We start from the raw sequence: 18,547 nt of genomic DNA on the forward strand, positions 1-18,547 counted from the left end.
ATGACGAGGGCCGCGGCACCCCTGGGTGCGGCGGCCCTCGTTGATTCCACAGTCCGGTACGGCAGGATGTCCGCATGCCAAGCGCAGAGGACACGAGCGTGCACCAGGAACGGTCCGTCGTACGGCCCACGCACCAGGACGAGGTCGCCGCGGCCGGCAGTGAACTGATCGGCGGGAGGTCGGGGCGCTGGTCGCGGCTCGGCAGCACCGCACTCACCCCCGTGGGCGCCGTCGCGCTGGTGGCGATCGGGATGTTCGCGCTCGGCATGGTGCAGAAGCTGCCTTGCTACAACTGGGCGTGGTTCAGGGGCGCCGGCTCCCAGTACACCCACGCCTGTTACTCGGACATCCCGCATCTGTACGCGGGACGCGGCTTCGCCGAGGGACTGGTGCCGTACTTCGACCGGCTGCCCGGCGACATGCAGTTCCTGGAGTACCCGGTCCTCACCGGCCTGTTCATGCAGATCGCCGCCTGGCTGACCCCGGGCGGCTCCATCCAGGAGCAGGAGCAGGCCTACTGGCTCGTCAACGCGGGCATGCTGATGATCTGCACCGCCGTCATCGCCGTGTGCGTCGCGCGCACGCACCGCCGCCGCCCCTGGGACGGTCTGCTGGTGGCCCTGGCACCGGCGTTCGCCCTCACCGCCACGATCAACTGGGACCTGCTGGCGGTCGCCCTCACCGCCGCGGCCATGCTCATGTGGTCCCGGAGCCGCCCCCTGGCCTTCGGCATCCTGATCGGACTCGCCACGGCCGCCAAGCTCTACCCCGTGTTCCTGCTCGGTCCGGTCTTCGTGCTGTGCTGGCGGGCGGGAAAGTGGCGCGAGTTCTGGGCGGCGACGCTCGGCGCCGCCGGATCCTGGCTGGTGGTCAACCTGCCGGTGATGGTGTTCGCGCCCGAGGGCTGGAAGAAGTTCTACACCTTCAGCCAGGAGCGCTCGATCGACTTCGGCTCCTTCTGGCTGGTCATCACCCAGCGCACCGGGGAATCCATCGAGGTCTCCACGGTCAACACCGTCTCCACGCTGGCGACCGTCTGCCTGTGCGCCGCGATCGGGGCGCTGACGCTGGCGGCGCCGCGCAGGCCGCGGTTCGCCCAGCTCGCGTTCCTCGTCGTCGCCGTGTTCATTCTCGTCAACAAGGTCTACTCACCGCAGTACGTGCTGTGGCTGATCCCCCTCGCCGTGCTGGCCAGGCCGCGCTGGCGCGACTTCCTGATCTGGCAGGCGTGCGAGGTCATGTACTTCCTGGGGATCTGGATGTACCTCGCCTACACGACGAGCGGGGACAAGCACCAGGGGCTGCCGACGGAGGGCTATCAGCTGGCGATCGTCCTGCACCTGCTGGGCACGCTCTACCTCTGCGCCGTCGTCGTACGGGACATCCTGATGCCGGAGCGCGACGTCGTGCGGCGCGACGGCTCGGACGACCCGTCGGGCGGGGTGCTCGACGGGGCCGAGGACGTCTTCGTACTGGGGCACGCGGCGGCGCACCCGCCGCGCCATGCCGCCTTCGCCGAGACGGGGCCGCGGGTGGAGTGGGGCACCCCGGCCGCCGACTGAGCGACGGGCTGCCCCGGGCGCCTCAGCGGTCGACGAGCCGGTCGAACTGCGTCGTCGTGTGACGCAGATGGGCCACCAGTTCGTCGCCCACCCGGGGCTCCTCGGCGTCCGAGGGCACGAACAGGATCGACACCTGCATGTGCGGCGGCTCGGCGAACCAGCGCTGCTTGCCGGCCCAGACGAACGGCGACAGGTTGCGGTTGACGGTGGCCAGGCCCGCCCGGGCGACGCCCTTGGCACGCGGCATCACGCCATGCAGGGCCTTCGGGGCCTCCAGGCCCACGCCGTGCGACGTGCCGCCGGCGACGACGACCAGCCAGCCGTCGGAGGCCGCTTTCTGCTGCCGGTAGCCGAACCGGTCACCCTTCACGACACGGGTGACGTCGAGCACCGCGCCCCGGTACTCCGTCGCCTCGTGGTCGCCGAGCCACAGTCGCGTACCGATGCGGGCGCGGAACCGGGTCTGCGGGAACTGCTGCTGCAGCCGCCCGAGTTCCTCGGCCCGCAGATGGCTCACGAACATCGTGTGCAGCGGCAGCCGGGCCGCCCGGAGACGGTCCATCCAGGCAATGACCTCTTCGACCGCGTCCGAGCCGTCCGTGCGGTCCAGCGGGAGGTGCAGGGCGAAGCCCTCGAGGCGTACGTCCTCGATGGCGGCGTGCAGCTGCCCCAGCTCCTCCTCCTTGACGCCGTGGCGCTTCATCGAGCTCATGCACTCGATGACGACACGGGCGCCCACCAGGGCGTGAACGCCGTCCACGGAGGAGACGGAGCGGATGACCCGGTCCGGCAGCGGCACCGGCTCCTCGCCCCGCCGGAACGGAGTGAGCACCAGCAGGTCACCGCTGAACCAGTCCTTGATGCGGGCCGCTTCGTAGGTGGTGCCGACCGCGAGGATGTCGGAGCCGAAGCGGATCGCCTCGTCGGCCAGCCGCTCGTGGCCGAAGCCGTAGCCGTTGCCCTTGCAGACCGGCACGAGACCGGGGAACTGGTCGAGTACGGATTTCTGGTGCGCCCGCCAGCGCGCGGTGTCGACGTACAGGGAGAGCGCCATGGCCGGTCCGGAACCTTTCTGGTGGCTGCGGTGGTGTCGGTGGTGTGCGGTGCTGCGGCAGTGCCTTCTCAGGTCCTCCGGGAGGAGCCCGTGGAAAGCCCTCGGGACGAGCCCATTGAAACGAATGAAGCCGGTTTCGTCAGCCTTGCGCGGCGGATCAGCGGCGTGACATGTAGATGTCGAGGGCCTTGTGCAGCAGCTTGTTGAGCGGGAAGTCCCACTCGCCGAGGTACTCCGCGGCCTGGCCGCCGGTGCCCACCTTGAACTGGATCAGGCCGAAGAGGTGATCGGTCTCGTCCAGCGAGTCGGAGATGCCGCGCAGGTCGTAGACGGTGGCGCCCATGGCGTACGCGTCGCGCAGCATCCGCCACTGCATCGCGTTCGAGGGGCGGACCTCACGCTTGTGGTTGGCCGAGGCGCCGTACGAGTACCAGACGTGCCCGCCGACGATCAGCATGGTCGCGGCCGCCACGTTCTCGCCCTCGTGGCGGGCGAAATAGAGCCGCATCCGGTTGGGGTCCTCGTTGTTGAGGGCCGTCCACATGCGCTGGAAGTAACCGAGCGGACGCGGGCGGAAGTGGTCGCGCTCCGCCGTGATCTCGTACAGCCGCTGCCACTCGGCGAGCTCCGCGTAACTGCCCTGGACGACCTCGACGCCGGCCTTCTCGGCCTTCTTGATGTTGCGCCGCCAGAGCTGGTTGAAGCCCTTGTGCACGTCTTCGAGGGAGCGGTTGGCCAGCGGCACCTGGAAGATGTAGCGGGGCTGTACGTCCCCGAATCCGGCGCCGCCGTCCTCTCCCTGCTGCCAGCCCATCTTGCGGAGCCGGTCCGCCACTTCGAAGGCGCGGGGCTCGATGTGGGTGGCCTCGACATCGCGCAGCCGCTTCACGTCGGGGTCCTGGATGCCCGCCTTGATGGCGTGGGCGTCCCAGCGGCGGATCACGACCGGCGGGCCCATCTTCACCGAGAAGGCGCCCTGCTGCTTGAGGTGCGCCAGCATCGGCTCCAGCCAGTCGTTCAGATTGGGGGCGTACCAGTTGATGACCGGGCCCTCGGGCAGATACGCGAGGTACCGCTTGATCTTGGGCAGCTGCCGGTAGAGCACCAGACCGGCGCCGACGAGCTGGCCGCCCTTGTCGAACCAGCCGAGGCTCTCCGACCGCCACTCGGCCTTCACATCCGCCCATGCCGGGACCTGCATGTGGCTGGCCGCGGGCAGACTCTGGATGTACGCCAGATGCTGCTCTCGGCTGATGGTCCTCAGGGTCAGGCTCATGCGGGGCGCTCCTCGGCAGGTGTGTCCCCATGGGTCAGGGGCTCCGGCTCTCGCGCCGAAGCCTACTGTGACCGGGAAGCGCGCTGTCTGGCCCCGTCGAACCCGTGCGCTCCCGGGACGGCGTACGGGGCGGCCCGCCCATGGACGGAGCCGCCCGTACGCCCTGCCGGGCCGCTGCCGCGGCACGGTCAGCCGACCACGCCGCCGAAGAGCCCGCCGTGCGCCATGCCGAGGAAGAATCCGACGCCGGCCGCGCCCATGCCGACGAACAGCGGGAACCTCTCCCGTGTGGTCGCGGAGATGTACAGCCCGTACGCGCCCGTGAGGATCCCGATGAGCCCCGCCCACGAGCTGAGCAGGTGCAGGCTGTGGAACATCGCCGTCACGAACGCGAGGATGCCGAGCACCACGGTCACGCCCACCAGGACGTCCTGCAGCGGATGGGGCTTGCCGTCCGTCGCGAAGAGGGAGACGGAGGAGCGGGGACGGGATCGCATTGCTTGTGCCATGGAGTACCTCCTGGCCGAAAGGCGGCGCGTCGTGGCGCCGCTCACACCCGATGTGTACAGATTGCGTCTCCTGACCACCGGATTTCAACCGGAGGCCGGTCTGCGGGTACTCTGGACGGTCTGCACCAGTGTCTGCCCAGGCCAGCACGGACAGCTCCTCCTCGAAGGAGGGCGTTGTCAGTGGCGGCTGTTCTACTCGGAGACACTGAGGCTTACGCATCACGACCCTCCTGCCACGGAACGACCGTGGCCGCTGAGTCCAAAGGAGGTGGGTTCCACATGCGTCACTACGAGGTGATGGTCATCCTCGACCCCGATCTCGAGGAGCGAGCAGTCTCCCCGCTGATCGAGAACTTCCTCTCCGTCGTCCGTGAGGGCGAAGGAAAGGTTGAGAAGGTCGACACCTGGGGCCGTCGTCGGCTCGCTTACGAGATCAAGAAGAAGCCCGAGGGCATCTACTCGGTCATCGACCTGCAGGCCGAGCCTGCGGTCGTCAAGGAGCTCGACCGCCAGATGAACCTGAACGAGTCGGTCCTCCGGACCAAGGTCCTCCGTCCCGAGATCCACTGAGCTTCTAGCTCAGTGGTCATCGGGTTCGAGTAGCAGCAAGCAGCCAGAAGCAATCCCCGCCGAGAGGTTCACCCATGGCAGGCGAGACCGTCATCACGGTCGTCGGCAATCTCGTCGACGACCCCGAGCTGCGCTTCACCCCGTCCGGTGCGGCGGTCGCGAAGTTCCGCGTCGCGTCCACTCCCCGCATCTTCGACCGGCAGACCAATGAGTGGAAGGACGGCGAAGGCCTGTTCCTCACCTGCTCGGTCTGGCGTCAGGCGGCGGAGAACGTCGCCGAATCGCTCACGCGAGGCATGCGCGTTGTCGTGCAGGGCCGGCTGAAGCAGCGGTCGTACGAAGACCGCGAGGGCGTCAAGCGCACGGTCTACGAGCTGGACGTCGAGGAAGTCGGCCCCAGTCTCAAGAGCGCCACTGCCAAGGTCACCAAGACCACCGGTCGTGGTGGCCAGGGCGGCGGCCAGGGTGGATACGGCGGCGGCCAGCAGGGTGGCGGTAGCTGGGGCGGCGGTCCCGGTTCTGGTGGCCAGCAGGGTGGTGGCGGTGCTCCCGCCGACGACCCGTGGGCCACGAGCGCGCCGGCCGGCGGCCAGCAGGGCGGGGGCCAGCAAAGCGGCGGAGGCGGTTGGGGCGGAAGCTCCGGCGGTTCCGGCGGTTCTGGCGGCGGCTACTCGGACGAGCCGCCCTTCTAGGGCAGCTCGTACCCCCACTTCTTGATCACACAGGAGAAACACCATGGCGAAGCCGCCTGTGCGCAAGCCTAAGAAGAAGGTCTGCGCGTTCTGCAAGGACAAGACCCAGTACGTGGACTACAAGGACACGAACATGCTGCGGAAGTTCATTTCCGACCGCGGCAAGATCCGTGCCCGCCGCGTCACCGGCAACTGCACGCAGCATCAGCGTGACGTCGCCACGGCAGTCAAGAACAGCCGTGAGATGGCGCTGCTGCCCTACACGTCCACCGCGCGATAAGGGAAGGGTGACCGAATCATGAAGATCATCCTCACCCACGAGGTCTCCGGCCTCGGTGCTGCGGGCGACGTTGTAGACGTCAAGGACGGGTACGCCCGTAACTACCTGGTTCCGCGTGGCTTTGCCATTCGCTGGACCAAGGGTGGCGAGAAGGACGTGGCGCAGATCCGCCGCGCCCGCAAGATCCACGAGATCGCCACGATCGAGCAGGCCAACGAGATCAAGTCCAAGCTCGAGGCCGTGAAGGTCCGTCTGGCCGTTCGCTCCGGCGACGCCGGCCGTCTCTTCGGCTCCGTCACCCCGGCCGACATCGCTTCGGCGATCAAGGCCGCCGGTGGTCCGGATGTCGACAAGCGTCGCGTCGAGCTCGGCTCGCCGATCAAGACGCTCGGCGGACACCAGGTGTCCGTGCGTCTGCACCCCGAGGTCGCTGCGAAGCTCGGCGTCGAGGTTGTTGCTGCCTGATCGGGCCGCACCTCAGCAGAACAGTGAAGGGCCGCACCTGTGGGTGCGGCCTTTCGCCGTTGCCGGGCTGGGCTGTCTCTTCTGTTTCACGTGAAACGAGCCAGGGTGTTTCACATGAAACGGGGCCGGGTGGTGTCTCAGCGGGTGGCGCCGGTGACCATCCAGGTACCGGAACGGGCACGGAGCCAGAGCGTTGCCATTCGGACGAGCATCATGAGCGCCATCGCCCACCAGAGCGCGGTCAGACCGCCTCCCAGGACGGGGACCAGCAGAGCCGCTGGGGCGAAGACGGCCAGGGTGATCAGCATGGCCCAGGCCAGGTAGGTACCGTCTCCGGCGCCCATCAGAACTCCGTCCAGAATGAAGACGACTCCGGCGATCGGCTGGGTGAGCGCCACCACCATGAGGGCCGGGAGCAGGGTGTCCTGCACGGACCGGTCGCTGGTGAAGAGCGGCACGAACAGAGGACGCGCGAGCACGATCAGGGCCCCGAGGACCACGCCGGAGACGACCCCCCACTGCACCATGCGGTGGCAGGCTTCGCGGGCGCCTCTGGTGTCCCCCGCCCCCAGGTAGCGTCCGATGATGGCCTGTCCTGCGATGGCGATGGCGTCCAGCGCGAAGGCCATCAGACTCCACAGGGAGAGAATGATCTGGTGTGCGGCGATGTCGGTGTCGCCCAGCCGGGCGGCGACGGCCGTGGCGATGAGCAGGACGGCGCGGAGGGACAGGGTACGGACCAGAAGGGGCACGCCTGCCCGTGCGCTGGCCCTGATGCCGGCGGCGTCCGGGCGCAGAGAGGCCCCATGGCGCCGGGCACCGCGGACGACGACCACGAGATAGGCGACCGCCATCCCGATCTGAGCGAGCACCGTGCCCCAGGCCGATCCCGCGATGCCCCAACCGGCGCCGTAGACGAGACCTGCGTTGAGGGCTCCGTTGGCGGCGAATCCGCCGATGGCGACGTAGAGCGGGGTGCGGGTGTTCTGGAGGCCGCGGAGCACGCCGGTCGCGGCCATCACCACGAGCATCGCGGGGATGCCGAGGCTGGAGATCCGGAGATAGGTGGTCGCGTAGGGGGCCGCGGTGTCGGAGGCGCCGAACGCCTCGACAATCCAGGGCGCCAGGGGAAGGGCTAGGGCGATGACAGCGAGACCGAGCAGGATCGCCAGCCAGATGCCGTCCATTCCCTGGCGGATCGCGGAGGGCAGATCGCCCGCGCCGACCCGTCGAGCGACAGCTGCGGTGGTGGCGTAGGCGAGAAAGACGAAGATGCTCACCGCGGTCGTCAGCAAGGCGGCGGCCACGGCCAGACCGGCCAGCTGCGGAGTGCCGAGGTGGCCGACGATGGCGCTGTCGACCATCACGAAAAGGGGCTCGGCCACGAGGGCGCCGAAGGCGGGGACGGCGAGCGCGATGATCTCGCGGTCGTGCCGCCTGCGACGAGACGACGGGGTCGCCGGTGCCTGAGTCATGGGAGCCAATCTAATCTTCCACAGGTAATGGATGCAAGACCTAATCAGTCCTTACATATGTCGCGGAGTGACGTTCTGGCATGTGCCCGTTGCCGGGATCTTGTGCCGACTCGGAAACTTTTTCTCCCCCACAGCCCGTGGACGGCGAATGCCCAGGTCAGCCCGCTGGTGGCAGCGTCGCTATGAGTTTGTCCACAGTGCTGTCCCCCGGTCCGTGCACAGGTTCTGCGGGGTTCTCCACAGCATCTGGTCCGTCGTCCACATGCCCTGTGGATAACCGGATTGGCTGACGGTGCCGGGCCGCCTACCGTGGTCCGGCGCACCCACCTCGTTTCGGTCCTGGAACCCCGCAGAACCGACACACCCGGAACCGGAGTCGGGCGTCTTGTTTGTCGGTGCCGTGCCGTAAGAAAGAGAAGCACGGCTAGGTCCGCGGAGCGGACGGGAGGAGGTGGCCGGATGAGCATTTCCGAGCCTTTGGACGACCCCTGGGCCGACACCGGTCCCAGCGATCGTCTGCCTGTTTCCCGCCAGCGCCGGGGTGAGAGCCGGGACCGCGGTGAAGAGCACGAGCGAGGCCGCGAGAGCGGCGGCTGGGAGGGCGGTTCCCCCGGGTTCGAGCGGGTACCGCCCCAAGACCTCGACGCGGAACAGTCCGTCCTCGGCGGCATGCTCCTGTCGAAGGACGCTATTGCGGACGTCGTGGAGATCATCAAGGGCCACGACTTCTACCGCCCCGCACACGAGACCGTCTTTCAGGCGATCCTCGACCTCTACGCGAAGGGCGAGCCGGCCGACCCCATCACGGTGGCGGCCGAACTGGTCAAGCGCGGCGAGATCACCAAGGTGGGTGGAGCTCCGTATCTGCACACCCTGGTCCAGTCGGTGCCGACCGCGGCCAACGCCTCGTACTACGCCGAGATCGTTCACGAGCGCGCCGTCCTGCGGCGGCTCGTCGAAGCCGGCACGAAGATCACGCAGATGGGATACGCGGCCGACGGCGACGTCGACGACATCGTCAACTCCGCCCAGGCGGAGATCTACGCCGTCACCGAGCAGCGCACCAGTGAGGACTACCTGCCGCTCGGCGACATCATGGAGGGCGCGCTCGACGAGATCGAGGCGATCGGTTCACGCAGCGGTGAGATGACGGGTGTGCCGACCGGCTTCACCGACCTCGACGCCCTGACGAACGGCCTGCACCCGGGCCAGATGATCGTCATCGCGGCCCGCCCGGCCATGGGTAAGTCGACGCTCGCTCTGGACTTCGCCCGGGCCTGCTCGATCAAGAGCAACCTGCCCAGTGTGATCTTCTCCCTCGAAATGGGGCGGAACGAGATCGCGATGCGTCTGCTGTCCGCCGAGGCGAGGGTGGCGCTCCACCACATGCGCTCGGGCACCATGACGGACGAGGACTGGACGCGGCTGGCTCGCCGGATGCCCGATGTCTCGGCGGCTCCCCTCTACATCGACGACTCCCCGAACCTCTCCATGATGGAGATCCGGGCCAAGTGCCGTCGCCTGAAGCAGCGCAACGACCTCAAGCTGGTGGTCATCGACTATCTCCAGCTGATGCAGTCCGGCGGTTCGAAGCGTGCCGAGAGCCGCCAGCAGGAGGTGTCGGACATGTCGCGAAACCTCAAGCTGCTGGCCAAGGAACTCCAGCTGCCGGTCATCGCGCTCTCCCAGCTGAACCGTGGTCCTGAGCAGCGCACGGACAAGAAGCCGATGGTCTCCGACCTCCGTGAGTCCGGATCGATCGAGCAGGACGCCGACATGGTGATCCTGCTGCACCGCGAGGACGCGTACGAGAAGGAGTCGCCGCGGGCGGGCGAGGCGGACCTGATCGTGGCCAAGCACCGTAACGGTCCGACGGCGACGATCACCGTCGCCTTCCAGGGGCACTACTCACGCTTCGTGGACATGGCGCAGACCTGATCACGGTGAGGCCGGTCGCGCCGCCGGGCCGAACGGGCCGGGGGGCTCGGGGAACGGGCGTGAAGCTGTGGGGAAATGGAGTCGCCCCGGGCCGGTGGGGGAGGTAGTTGTTGACGATGACTTCTCCCGCTGAACAGTTGCTCCCGAGTACGCAGCGCGCGCTGCTGCACCGCATCGCCACCGCTCAGGCCGAGGGCCGGTCCCCTTCCCTGGTCGCCGCCGTGCGGCGGCAGGGCCGGGTCGTCTGGAACGGCTCTCGCACCTGCGTCGACGGGCACGCCCCGGATTCCGACACGCAGTTCCGGATCGGATCCCTGACCAAGACGTTCACGGCGGTGCTGGTCCTGCGGTTGCGGGACGAGGGGCTGCTGGACCTGGCCGATCCCCTGGAGAAGCACCTGCCCGGTACGGGTGCGGGTGACGTCACCCTTCATCAACTGCTCGGCCACAGTGCCGGGCTCGGTGCCGAGGCGCCTGCCCCTTGGTGGGAGCGGACTCCCGGCAGTCTCCGCCCCGGACTTGCTGACGTGCTGGGCGAGCAGGGCAGGATGCATGCTCCCGGCCGTCGGCACCACTACTCCAACCCCGGCTACACGCTGCTCGGAGCGTTGATCGAGGCGGTGCGTGGAGCCTCGTGGGCCGAGGTCCTGCGCATCGAGATCCTTGAGCCCCTGGGCATGCACCGTACGAGCCCGCAGCCCCAGGCCCCGCACGCCGGAGGGTGGGCCGTCCACCCATGGGCGGACGTCATACTGCCCGAACCGGCCGAGGATCTCGGTCTGATGGCGCCGGCGGGACAGCTCTGGTCCACCACTGCCGACCTTCTCCGCTTCGCCGCATTCCTGGCCGAGGGGGACGACCGGGTGCTCGTGGCCGCGTCCGTCGCAGAGATGAGGGAGCCGGCGGCACCGCCCGAGCCGGGGGACTGGGAGGGCCACTACGGCCTGGGCCTTCAGGTGGTCCGGAGGAAGGGGCGCACACTCGTCGGTCACACCGGGTCGCTGCCCGGCTTCCTCGCCGCGCTCTGGTTCAGCGCCGAGGACGATGTGGCCGCCGTCGTGTGCGCCAACGTCACGTCCGGTGTGCCGATCGGCGAGGTGGCCGCCGAACTCGTGGACATCGTCGCCGCGTCGGAGCCCCGCATCCCGGAGCCGTGGCGCCCGCTGCCGGAGGTGGACACGGAGCTGCTGGCGCTGACCGGCCCGTGGTACTGGGGCACGCGTCCGAACGTTCTGCGGCTGGGCCCCGACCGCGGGCTGGAGGTGCGGCCCGTGAACGGCCAGGGCCGTGGCGCCCGTTTCAACGCCCGGCCGGACGGCACCTGGATCGGCCTCGACGGCTATTACGCCGGGGAGACGCTGCGGGTCGTGCGGAACGACGACGGCAGCGTGAACCATCTGGATCTCGGGTCGTTCGTCTTCACGCGGGAACCGTACGAGCCCGCAGCGGCCATTCCGGGGGGAGTGGACGAGGACGGCTGGCGCGGCCTGGGTGGCTGAGCGGCCCGTTTCACGTGAAACGGACCGGCCGAGTCGTCAGGCCGTGAGCTCCCTTTCCAGGGGCGTGCGGAAGCGGGGTGTGATCCGTGCGTCCCCCACCCAGTCCGCCAGCCGGGACGCCTCCGCCTCGATCGCGGTGGTGGCGTCCCGGCCGACGTCCGCGAGTAGCCGCCAGACCGGTTCGCCATCGGCGCGCACAGCCCATCCGCCCACGATCCGGCCGTTCCACCACACGGTGGGGCCGATGTTGCCGGAGCGGTCGAACAGTGCGGCCCGGTGTTCGGGCGCCAGGTGGAATCCGCGGTCGGCCCACCCCATGGCGCTCGGGTCGAGCGCGGGCAGCAAGGCGGCCCAGGGCTCTGGTGCCGGATCGGTGCCCTGGTCCTGGGGCGCGACCCAGGCCGTGGCGCCGCTGTCCAGCTCCACCTCTTCCGCCCCTGCGGTGGCCAGGGCCTTGCGGACCTGGCCGACCCCCCAGCCCGTCCACCACTTGAGGTCTTCCTCGGTCGCGGGGCCGTAGGAATGGAGCCAGCGCAGGGCCAACTCAGCCTGTGCTCGAGCGATTTCCCGTTCGGGGCGCGGCTCGGAAGCCGTCCAGCGGAACTGGCTGGAGGTCCAGGACCCTCGTGGCCGGTCCCGGCGGATCCGCCCTTCGGCCGCCAGCACGCGGATGACCCGTGAGGCCACGCCCTGCACTGCCTCCTGCTTCTTTCCGGGGAAGATCGTGATCTTGGTGCGCAGGGCGGGTACGGCGGCGGAGAGTTCGCTGCCCGTGGCGGAACCCCGTGCGGCCAGGGCAGCGAGGACGGACTTCTCGGTTGCGGCCAGCCACTGTCCGTCCAGACCGTTGCCGTCCTCCATGAGGTGTTTGAGGAGGGTCCGGCGTTCCTTGGCGGCGACAGCGCGCGCGTTCGACGCCTCGACCCAGGGCGCCATCTCCTCCGATACGACGAAGAGGGTGTTGCGCATGGAGAGCAGTCGGACCAGGGAGACGTCTTCGTAGAGCTGCTGTTCCACGGCGGCTGCCTCCGGCACCCGTAGCCGCGCGCAGGCGGACAGGAAGACGGTGGCGGCGTCCGTGGCATGCAGAGCGACGACGGCGTCGGCCACCGCCACCGGGGACTCCGCCCGCACCGAGGGTGCCAGGAGATGGCGCCGGCCGATCCTGACACGGCGCTGCTCGTCGCTGATGCGGTGCACGGTCGCTCCCTTGGACGCCGGGTGTTGCGGTCAGAGGGCGAGCTTGAAGCCCACGTGGCTGGCCACGAAGCCGAGCCGTTCGTAGAAGCGATGCGCGTCGGTCCGGGTGGCGTCGGACGTCAGCTGGACCAACTGGCATCCCTGCCGCCGTGATTCATCCACGGCCCACTGGATCAGCTGGGTGCCGAGTCCACTGCCGCGCTCGTCCGCGTGGACGCGGACGCCCTCGATCACCGACCGGGTCGAGCCTCGCCTGGAGAGGCCGGGGATCACGGTCAGCTGGAGCGTGCCGACCACGCGGTCCGCGCGTACGGCCACCATCACATGCTGATGGGGGTCGTCGGAAAGTCGCCGCAACGCCGCGAGGTAGGGGGCGAGATCGTCCGGCGACTCGCGTCGCGCGCCCAGCGGGTCGTCGGCGAGCATGGCCACGATCTCGGCGAGATCACCGACGGCTGCAGGACGGATTTCCAGATCGCTCATGATCGGCAGCCTACGCCGCGGGCCCCCGGCCCGGGAGCGCTATGCGGGAACCTTCAGCTCCTCGACCGCACGGACGAGGGGGGCCAGCTCGGGGTTTCTGGCCGCCTCGTCCAGCGCTGCCCGCAGAGCGGTGTCGTTGGTGGGCCTGGCCTCCGAGAGCAGGGTCAGGCCGGCCTCGGTGACATCGGTGTAGATGCCCCGGCGGTCGGTGTCGCAGAGGTACCGGGTCAGCAGCCCTCGGTCTTCGAGGCGGGTGACCAGGCGTGTGGTGGCGCTCTGGCTGAGGACGACGGCGTCGGCCACCTGCTTCATCTGAAGGTGCCCGCCGGGTCCGTTGTGCTGCCGGCTCAACACGTCCAGCAGGGAGTACTCCCGCACGCTGAGGCCGTGCCCGCTCTGCAGGGCCCGTTCGATGCGGGCCTCGATCTTTCCGTGGAGCAGGGAGAGCGCGCACCAGCCCTGGGAAAGAGCGGTCAGTGCCGGATCCGTCGCTGTCATGGGTCTCTCTCCTCCGTGCCGGAGCTGCTTGAGCCCAGGATAGGCGACGGACGCAATAGCCCGCGCTTGCAATTAACCCGCGTGTGCAATTAATGTGGACGCTCGTAAGGCGCAGACGCAATCTTCAGGGAAGGTGAAACCCATGCCGCTCGCGCTCCTCGCCCTCGCCATCGGGGCATTCGGTATCGGAACGACCGAGTTCGTGATCATGGGGCTGCTCCCCGAGGTGGCTGCGGAATTCCAGGTGTCGATCCCCACCGCAGGCTTCCTCGTCACCGGCTACGCGCTCGGTGTCGTCATCGGAGCCCCTCTGATGACCCTTCTCGGCACCAAGGTCAGTCGTAAACGCATGCTGATGATCCTGATGGCGCTGTTCGTCATCGGAAATATCGTCTCCGCGACCGCCCCCGTCTTCGGAGTGATGCTCGCCGGCCGGGTGATCGCCTCACTCGCCCACGGTGCCTTCTTCGGCATCGGCTCGGTGGTGGCAGCGGATCTGGTCGCCCCGCACAAGAAGGCCGGAGCGATCGCCATGATGTTCACCGGCCTCACCGTCGCCAACGTCGTCGGTGTGCCCTTGGGTACCTACATCGGCCAGAGCGTCGGCTGGCGGAGCACGTTCTTCGTCGTCGCCGCACTCGGCGTCATCGGGCTGCTCGGAGTGGCCAGGCTCGTCCCCGACCAGCCGCGCCCCGAAGGCGTCCGGCTCCGGCACGAACTCGCCGCCTTCCGCAATGTGCAGGTGCTGCTCGCCATGGCGATGACCGTGCTGGGCTTCGGCGGCGTCTTCGCGGCGATCACGTACATCACACCGATGATGACCGAGATCGCCGGTTACTCGGCCTCGTCCGTCACCTGGCTGCTGGTGCTGTTCGGCCTCGGCATGGTGGGAGGCAATCTGCTCGGCGGGAAGTTCGCCGACCGCCGTCTGATGCCCCTGCTGTACGTGTCGCTGGGCGGCCTCGCCGTCGTTCTGTCGCTGTTCACCCTGACCGCCCACAACAAGATCGCGGCAGCCGCCACCATCTTCCTGATCGGCGCCCTGGGCTTCGCGACCGTTCCTCCGTTGCAGAAGCGGGTGCTCGACCAGGCGGCCGGCGCCCCGACCCTCGCCTCAGCGGTGAACATCGGTGCCTTCAACCTCGGCAACGCCCTGTCCGCATGGCTCGGTGGCATGGTCATCGCGGCCGGGCTCGGTTACACCGCCCCCAACTGGGTCGGGGCGGCGCTCGCCGCCTCCGCCCTGGTGCTCGCCGTCGTCTCCAGCACCCTGGAGCGCCGCACGGCCGCCGCGAGCCGCCTGGTCGCCGCTCACCATCCGGAGCCCGCCGCCGCGCCCGCAGCCGCGCGGCACTGACCACCTCCGGCCGTTCCCGAACACTCATCACCGCACCGCATCAAGGAGTTCCCCCCATGAACACGCTCACCACCGCTGTCGCCCCGCTCACCACTCAGGACGCGGAGACGCTGATCGAGGCGGCCCGCACGGCCGCCGAGGCCGCAGGCGTCGCGACCGCCGTCACAGTCCTGGACGCGGGGGGACATCTGCTGGCCTTCCGCCGTGACGACCGCGCCGTGCTCATCGCCGGAGAGACCAGCACCCGCAAGGCGTACACGGCGCTCCAGCTCGACGCCCCCACGGCCGATCTCGTCGACGCCGTCCAGCCCGGCGGTCTCTTCCATACTCTGCCGACCGCGCTGGACCGGCCGCTCCTCTTCATCGCCGGCGGTGTGCCGGTCCATCGCGGCGGCCGGCTGATCGGCGCCGTGGGAGTCGGTGGCGGTGCGCCCGAGCAGGACCACGGGTTCGCCACCACCGCCGTCGCCGGTCTCGTCTGAAGGCCCGACCGCCCGGTGCGCACGGCGGCCGGGGAGTGGTCAGCCCGTCGCCATGCTCAGGGGTGCGAACCGCTGTGCCCAGTCCCCCACGGGCGCCCGGTTCCCGAGGCTCATGACGGTGGTCGATGAGCCGGGTTCCAGCCCGCACTGCTCGAACCAGTCCAGAAACTCTGCGTGGTGGGCGTGGATGTCCGCGCGCAGCGGCCGGTCGGTGGCCCCGGCGAGCGAGAGGACGAGCAGCTTCGCCGTGGTGGTGTCCCGGGCGATGAGCGGCCCGACCACATGGCTCTCCGAGCTGGGCCACAGCGCGGCGTACCCGACGATCTCCCCGCCGTCCTCGGCCACCCTCAGATGGTCGGCGAAGGCGGGGAGGCGGGCCAGGAGCTGCATCCGGTCGACTCCGGAGGCCTCGGAGTCCAGACGGATCATGGCCGGCAGGTCGCCGGCAGTCGCCGGGCGGACAGTCGGGCCCGCCGCGCCCGCCGGAGCGGGCTGAACCCCCGTTCCCCCGCTGTCCGGCTGCGCGGGCGGCCGGAAGTGGCCGCTCACTCGCTGGGTCCGGCCCACCGCGCTGAAGCCGAGCTTCTCGTAGAGCGGCCGGCCCTCCGGCGTCGCATACAGGCTGAGGGAAGCGCCCCCGGCCGACTCGATCACCTGATGCATCAAGTGGCGCGCGATCCCCTGGCGGCCGTAGCGCCCGGCGACCAGAAGCATGCCGATGACGGCCAGGTCCGGACCGTACGAGGTCACCACGCAGGTCGCGATCAGGCCCTTGCCCTCGGGGTCGTCGATGCCGTAAGCCTTCCCCGCGGCGAGGAGCAGTCCCCACCGGTGCTCATCGCGCGGCCAGCCGCGGTCCTCGCTGAGGTCGGCGCAGGGGATCAGATCGTCCCGGGTGAGGCGCCGGACGGGTAGGCCGGAGAGGGTGCGGGGCAATGAGCGGGGCATGGAGGTCAGGCTGTCCGATGCGGTGATCGCTCGTCCACCGCTTTAACGGATCTGGCCGAGACCCGCGGACGACGGCCGCGTCGGGTCGGCCCCCACGGCTTCAGTACGGAGATCGCGGTCATGAAGAGGTAGGTCGCGGTGGCCACCGAAGGAGCGATGACGAGATCGATGTCGGCGGTCCCGCGTTCCGCGGCTTCGTGGATGCCGGGGCGCAACGAAAAGACCGACAGCCCGGTCGCGATCAGGGTCAGCCAGAACTTCGTCCAGACCCAGCGGTACCGGGCCAGCCCCCATGGGGTGCCGAGCGACAGGATCAGGCCGCTGAGGAGGGCAGCCAGTGCGACGGGGACGATGAGCCAGTCACCGAAGATCCGCAGGGCGCGGAGGGCGGCCTGCGCGGTGGCCGGATCGTCGCTCGTGAAGGCGGTGATGCCGAGCGTGAGCAGACCGACGGTGAGGCCGAGCCAGCTGACGGATACCGAGACATGAGCGACGAGGAGACCTCTGCGGGCGCGGCGCTTGAGTGGTTTCACGTGAACACGGTGCAGCGGGCCGCGAGGCGGGTCATCTGCCGAGGGGAGTATCCCCGCGTACTGATCTGGGCGTACGACGGGCCCGGCGCCGGTCCGGTCGCGGGGCCCGTCAGGGTGAGGTCGTCCTCGTGGATCAGCCCAGGTCGGGTGCGTGCATCGCCCGGACCCCCTCGATGTTGCCGTCCAGGTAGTGCCTCAGTGACAGCGGCACGAGGTGCACGGCAGCGATGCCGACCCGGCTGAAGGGCACCCGGACGACGTCGTACTCCCCACAGGGGTCATCGATCTCGGGGCCGTGGCGCAGAGACAGGTCCATGGATTCGAGACGGCAGACGAAGAAGTGCTGGACCTTGACGCCCTTCACGCCCCCGCCCTCGATGTGCTCCACGGTATCGACGAAGCAGGGCACCACATCGGTGATCTTGGCCCCGAGCTCTTCGTCCAACTCACGGTGCAGGGCGTCGACGACCGTCGCGTCCTCGGGCTCGACCCCGCCGCCGGGCGTGACCCAGTACGGATCCACCCCCGGCTTGGTGCGCTTGATGAGGATCAGGTCGTTGCCGTCGAGCAGGACGGCGCGTGCGGTGCGCTTGACCACAGGACGTTCGGTCATGGCAAGAGAGTGGCCCGCAGAACCGGTTCTGAAACACCTGGCGGCTGTCGGTCCGTCCTGCGGTCACCAGTCGGCCGCGGCACGCAGCAGCACCTCGTGTGCCCGTGCGAGATGCGGCAGTGCGAGCGTGCCGGTCCGCGCGGCGAGGAAGTACGTGCGCAGGGGCGGTACCGGCGGATCGAGGAGTGCCACCACCTCTCCCCGCTCCAGTGCGTCCGCGCAGAGATACCGGGGCAGGACGGCGAGACCCGCTCCCGCCGTCGTGCACTCCAGGACCGCTCGGAGATCCGGCGTGATGACGGCCCCGGCGGCTGCGGGCCGGCTGTCGAAGACGGCCGCCCAGTAACGGGAGACGAGCGGCAGGCTCTCGTGCACCTCCACCACCGGCAGGTGCTCCAGGACCACCGGGCCGTTGCGCCTGAGGGTTCCCGGCCCCAGACGGGCGGCCCACCGCGGTGCCGCCACCAGGATGTGTTCCTCGTCGCACAAGGGGACGGCGGTGAGCAGACCGCCGCGCGGCCGGGCCGTCACGACGGCCAGGTCGTGGTGTCCGGCGGCCAGACCGTCGAGCGTCTCGTCCGTGTCGGCGGAGAACGAGCTGCGTAGTGCGAGCCCCTGGGCGATGAGCGGGGTGAGCGCGGGGAGGGCCCGTAACGAGGTGAACTCCGGTGGTCCCGCCAGATGGAGCGTTCGTACGCCCGACTCCTCGTCGAGCTCGGTCTCGGCGATCTCGACCAGTGCGTCCAGGTGAGGAGCCGCCCGGTGCGCGAGTTCGTCGCCGATGGTGGTGGGTGTCACGCCGCGGGCCCGGCGGAGGAAGAGGGGGCGGCCCAGCTGCCGTTCCAGGGTGCGGATCTGTGAGGTCACGGCGGGCTGGGAGAGGCCGAGGAGCGCGGCCGCGCGGGTGAACGAGCCCGCCCGGTGCACGGTGACGAAGGTGCGCAGCAGGGCCAGGTCCATATCCGTTCCCTCTCACCCGTGCGACTCTTCGGACCCGGACAACGATAAATATGTCGATAGGTCGCTGTCGCTACTGTGATTGGACACTGACGCTGAGTCAACTAGCCTTGTCGTGGCGGTGCTTCGCGTGGAGAAGGCGGAGAACCGGGGCGG

Annotated in this window: 20 protein-coding genes; 9 read left to right on the forward strand and 11 right to left on the reverse strand. The window is 69.3% G+C overall.

Features of this window, described 5'->3' with window-relative positions:
- Positions 1 to 74 precede the first annotated feature (74 nt).
- A complete protein-coding gene (locus tag E6R60_RS35535; protein WP_136330866.1) occupies positions 75 to 1,562 on the forward strand; it encodes a glycosyltransferase 87 family protein in 1,488 nt (495 codons plus the stop codon).
- A gap of 22 nt (positions 1,563 to 1,584) precedes the next feature.
- Here E6R60_RS35535 and E6R60_RS35540 read toward each other — a convergent pair whose 3' ends face one another.
- From E6R60_RS35540 to E6R60_RS35550, 3 genes are all read right to left on the reverse strand, one after another.
- On the reverse strand, positions 1,585 to 2,616 hold the full coding sequence (locus E6R60_RS35540) for an alanine racemase (protein ID WP_136330867.1): 1,032 nt from the start codon (positions 2,614 to 2,616) through the stop codon (positions 1,585 to 1,587).
- 157 nt (positions 2,617 to 2,773) lie between these two features.
- Entirely contained in the window at positions 2,774 to 3,892 is a 1,119-nt protein-coding gene (locus tag E6R60_RS35545) for a peptidoglycan bridge formation glycyltransferase FemA/FemB family protein (protein ID WP_136330868.1), read from the reverse strand.
- Between the two features lie 188 nt (positions 3,893 to 4,080).
- Positions 4,081 to 4,401: a hypothetical protein gene (locus tag E6R60_RS35550; RefSeq protein WP_136330869.1), complete on the reverse strand. Its 321-nt coding sequence runs from the start codon at positions 4,399 to 4,401 to the stop codon at positions 4,081 to 4,083.
- Positions 4,402 to 4,680: 279 nt separating this feature from the next.
- On the opposite strand from E6R60_RS35550, the gene rpsF reads away from it, so the two are divergent.
- The 4 genes from rpsF to rplI all read left to right on the forward strand — a co-directional run bounded on the left by rpsF (position 4,681) and on the right by rplI (position 6,408).
- Entirely contained in the window at positions 4,681 to 4,971 is a 291-nt protein-coding gene (gene rpsF, locus E6R60_RS35555) for a 30S ribosomal protein S6 (protein ID WP_018101872.1), read from the forward strand.
- 74 nt (positions 4,972 to 5,045) lie between these two features.
- Positions 5,046 to 5,663 carry a single-stranded DNA-binding protein gene (locus E6R60_RS35560; RefSeq protein WP_136330870.1) on the forward strand — a complete coding sequence of 206 codons (618 nt, stop codon included), beginning with the start codon at positions 5,046 to 5,048 and terminating at the stop codon, positions 5,661 to 5,663.
- Between the two features lie 43 nt (positions 5,664 to 5,706).
- A complete protein-coding gene (rpsR, locus tag E6R60_RS35565; RefSeq protein WP_003967857.1) occupies positions 5,707 to 5,943 on the forward strand; it encodes a 30S ribosomal protein S18 in 237 nt (78 codons plus the stop codon).
- Positions 5,944 to 5,961: 18 nt separating this feature from the next.
- Positions 5,962 to 6,408 carry a 50S ribosomal protein L9 gene (gene rplI, locus E6R60_RS35570; RefSeq protein ID WP_073733221.1) on the forward strand — a complete coding sequence of 149 codons (447 nt, stop codon included), beginning with the start codon at positions 5,962 to 5,964 and terminating at the stop codon, positions 6,406 to 6,408.
- A gap of 137 nt (positions 6,409 to 6,545) precedes the next feature.
- On the opposite strand, the gene E6R60_RS35575 is transcribed toward rplI, so the two are convergent.
- Positions 6,546 to 7,883: an MATE family efflux transporter gene (locus tag E6R60_RS35575; RefSeq protein WP_136330871.1), complete on the reverse strand. Its 1,338-nt coding sequence runs from the start codon at positions 7,881 to 7,883 to the stop codon at positions 6,546 to 6,548.
- A gap of 459 nt (positions 7,884 to 8,342) precedes the next feature.
- Here E6R60_RS35575 and dnaB point away from each other — a divergent pair, with 459 nt between their 5' ends.
- Both dnaB and E6R60_RS35585 read left to right on the forward strand, forming a co-directional pair.
- Positions 8,343 to 9,821, forward strand: a complete 1,479-nt coding sequence (dnaB, locus tag E6R60_RS35580; protein ID WP_136330872.1) for a replicative DNA helicase — start codon at positions 8,343 to 8,345, stop codon at positions 9,819 to 9,821.
- A gap of 116 nt (positions 9,822 to 9,937) precedes the next feature.
- Positions 9,938 to 11,320, forward strand: coding sequence for a serine hydrolase domain-containing protein (locus tag E6R60_RS35585; RefSeq protein ID WP_136330873.1), 1,383 nt, complete (start codon positions 9,938 to 9,940; stop codon positions 11,318 to 11,320).
- 36 nt (positions 11,321 to 11,356) lie between these two features.
- Here E6R60_RS35585 and E6R60_RS35590 read toward each other — a convergent pair whose 3' ends face one another.
- Genes E6R60_RS35590 through E6R60_RS35600 form a run of 3 tightly spaced genes read right to left on the reverse strand, consistent with a single transcriptional unit; the run spans position 11,357 to position 13,501 of the window.
- A complete protein-coding gene (locus E6R60_RS35590) occupies positions 11,357 to 12,520 on the reverse strand; it encodes a winged helix DNA-binding domain-containing protein (protein ID WP_136330874.1) in 1,164 nt (387 codons plus the stop codon).
- Positions 12,521 to 12,550: 30 nt separating this feature from the next.
- Entirely contained in the window at positions 12,551 to 13,003 is a 453-nt protein-coding gene (locus E6R60_RS35595) for a GNAT family N-acetyltransferase (protein ID WP_136330875.1), read from the reverse strand.
- Between the two features lie 39 nt (positions 13,004 to 13,042).
- Positions 13,043 to 13,501 carry a MarR family transcriptional regulator gene (locus E6R60_RS35600; RefSeq protein ID WP_136330876.1) on the reverse strand — a complete coding sequence of 153 codons (459 nt, stop codon included), beginning with the start codon at positions 13,499 to 13,501 and terminating at the stop codon, positions 13,043 to 13,045.
- 142 nt (positions 13,502 to 13,643) lie between these two features.
- Between E6R60_RS35600 and E6R60_RS35605 the strand changes: the two genes are divergently transcribed.
- Both E6R60_RS35605 and E6R60_RS35610 read left to right on the forward strand, forming a co-directional pair.
- Entirely contained in the window at positions 13,644 to 14,858 is a 1,215-nt protein-coding gene (locus E6R60_RS35605; protein ID WP_136330877.1) for an MFS transporter, read from the forward strand.
- A 56-nt stretch (positions 14,859 to 14,914) separates the two neighbouring features.
- Positions 14,915 to 15,340 carry a heme-binding protein gene (locus E6R60_RS35610; protein ID WP_136330878.1) on the forward strand — a complete coding sequence of 142 codons (426 nt, stop codon included), beginning with the start codon at positions 14,915 to 14,917 and terminating at the stop codon, positions 15,338 to 15,340.
- A 39-nt stretch (positions 15,341 to 15,379) separates the two neighbouring features.
- Here the strand turns inward: E6R60_RS35610 and E6R60_RS35615 are convergent, their stop codons facing one another.
- The 4 genes from E6R60_RS35615 to E6R60_RS35630 form a co-directional block, all read right to left on the reverse strand.
- Positions 15,380 to 16,288 (reverse strand): GNAT family N-acetyltransferase, encoded by a 909-nt coding sequence (locus E6R60_RS35615; RefSeq protein WP_136330879.1) that lies wholly within the window; start codon positions 16,286 to 16,288, stop codon positions 15,380 to 15,382.
- 5 nt (positions 16,289 to 16,293) lie between these two features.
- Positions 16,294 to 16,821: a DUF2269 domain-containing protein gene (locus E6R60_RS35620; protein WP_136330880.1), complete on the reverse strand. Its 528-nt coding sequence runs from the start codon at positions 16,819 to 16,821 to the stop codon at positions 16,294 to 16,296.
- A 133-nt stretch (positions 16,822 to 16,954) separates the two neighbouring features.
- Complete coding sequence (locus tag E6R60_RS35625; RefSeq protein WP_136330881.1) at positions 16,955 to 17,434, reverse strand: NUDIX hydrolase; 480 nt, start codon at positions 17,432 to 17,434, stop codon at positions 16,955 to 16,957.
- Between the two features lie 63 nt (positions 17,435 to 17,497).
- On the reverse strand, positions 17,498 to 18,394 hold the full coding sequence (locus tag E6R60_RS35630) for a LysR family transcriptional regulator (protein WP_136330882.1): 897 nt from the start codon (positions 18,392 to 18,394) through the stop codon (positions 17,498 to 17,500).
- Positions 18,395 to 18,547: the final 153 nt, after the last annotated feature.

Source organism: Streptomyces sp. A0642, from assembly GCF_004795105.1.
Lineage (GTDB): Bacteria > Actinomycetota > Actinomycetes > Streptomycetales > Streptomycetaceae > Streptomyces.

Excerpts from the sequence above, each read along its gene's own strand:
- E6R60_RS35535 (WP_136330866.1), top strand. The coding sequence starts at position 75 with ATGCCAAGCGCAGAGGACACGAGCGTGCACCAGGAACGGTCCGTCGTA.
- E6R60_RS35540 (WP_136330867.1), bottom strand. The coding sequence starts at position 2,616 with ATGGCGCTCTCCCTGTACGTCGACACCGCGCGCTGGCGGGCGCACCAG.
- E6R60_RS35545 (WP_136330868.1), bottom strand. The coding sequence starts at position 3,892 with ATGAGCCTGACCCTGAGGACCATCAGCCGAGAGCAGCATCTGGCGTAC.
- E6R60_RS35550 (WP_136330869.1), bottom strand. The coding sequence starts at position 4,401 with ATGGCACAAGCAATGCGATCCCGTCCCCGCTCCTCCGTCTCCCTCTTC.
- rpsF (WP_018101872.1), top strand. The coding sequence starts at position 4,681 with ATGCGTCACTACGAGGTGATGGTCATCCTCGACCCCGATCTCGAGGAG.
- E6R60_RS35560 (WP_136330870.1), top strand. The coding sequence starts at position 5,046 with ATGGCAGGCGAGACCGTCATCACGGTCGTCGGCAATCTCGTCGACGAC.
- rpsR (WP_003967857.1), top strand. The coding sequence starts at position 5,707 with ATGGCGAAGCCGCCTGTGCGCAAGCCTAAGAAGAAGGTCTGCGCGTTC.
- rplI (WP_073733221.1), top strand. The coding sequence starts at position 5,962 with ATGAAGATCATCCTCACCCACGAGGTCTCCGGCCTCGGTGCTGCGGGC.
- E6R60_RS35575 (WP_136330871.1), bottom strand. The coding sequence starts at position 7,883 with ATGACTCAGGCACCGGCGACCCCGTCGTCTCGTCGCAGGCGGCACGAC.
- dnaB (WP_136330872.1), top strand. The coding sequence starts at position 8,343 with ATGAGCATTTCCGAGCCTTTGGACGACCCCTGGGCCGACACCGGTCCC.
- E6R60_RS35585 (WP_136330873.1), top strand. The coding sequence starts at position 9,938 with ATGACTTCTCCCGCTGAACAGTTGCTCCCGAGTACGCAGCGCGCGCTG.
- E6R60_RS35595 (WP_136330875.1), bottom strand. The coding sequence starts at position 13,003 with ATGAGCGATCTGGAAATCCGTCCTGCAGCCGTCGGTGATCTCGCCGAG.
- E6R60_RS35600 (WP_136330876.1), bottom strand. The coding sequence starts at position 13,501 with ATGACAGCGACGGATCCGGCACTGACCGCTCTTTCCCAGGGCTGGTGC.
- E6R60_RS35605 (WP_136330877.1), top strand. The coding sequence starts at position 13,644 with ATGCCGCTCGCGCTCCTCGCCCTCGCCATCGGGGCATTCGGTATCGGA.
- E6R60_RS35610 (WP_136330878.1), top strand. The coding sequence starts at position 14,915 with ATGAACACGCTCACCACCGCTGTCGCCCCGCTCACCACTCAGGACGCG.
- E6R60_RS35615 (WP_136330879.1), bottom strand. The coding sequence starts at position 16,288 with ATGCCCCGCTCATTGCCCCGCACCCTCTCCGGCCTACCCGTCCGGCGC.
- E6R60_RS35625 (WP_136330881.1), bottom strand. The coding sequence starts at position 17,434 with ATGACCGAACGTCCTGTGGTCAAGCGCACCGCACGCGCCGTCCTGCTC.
- E6R60_RS35630 (WP_136330882.1), bottom strand. The coding sequence starts at position 18,394 with ATGGACCTGGCCCTGCTGCGCACCTTCGTCACCGTGCACCGGGCGGGC.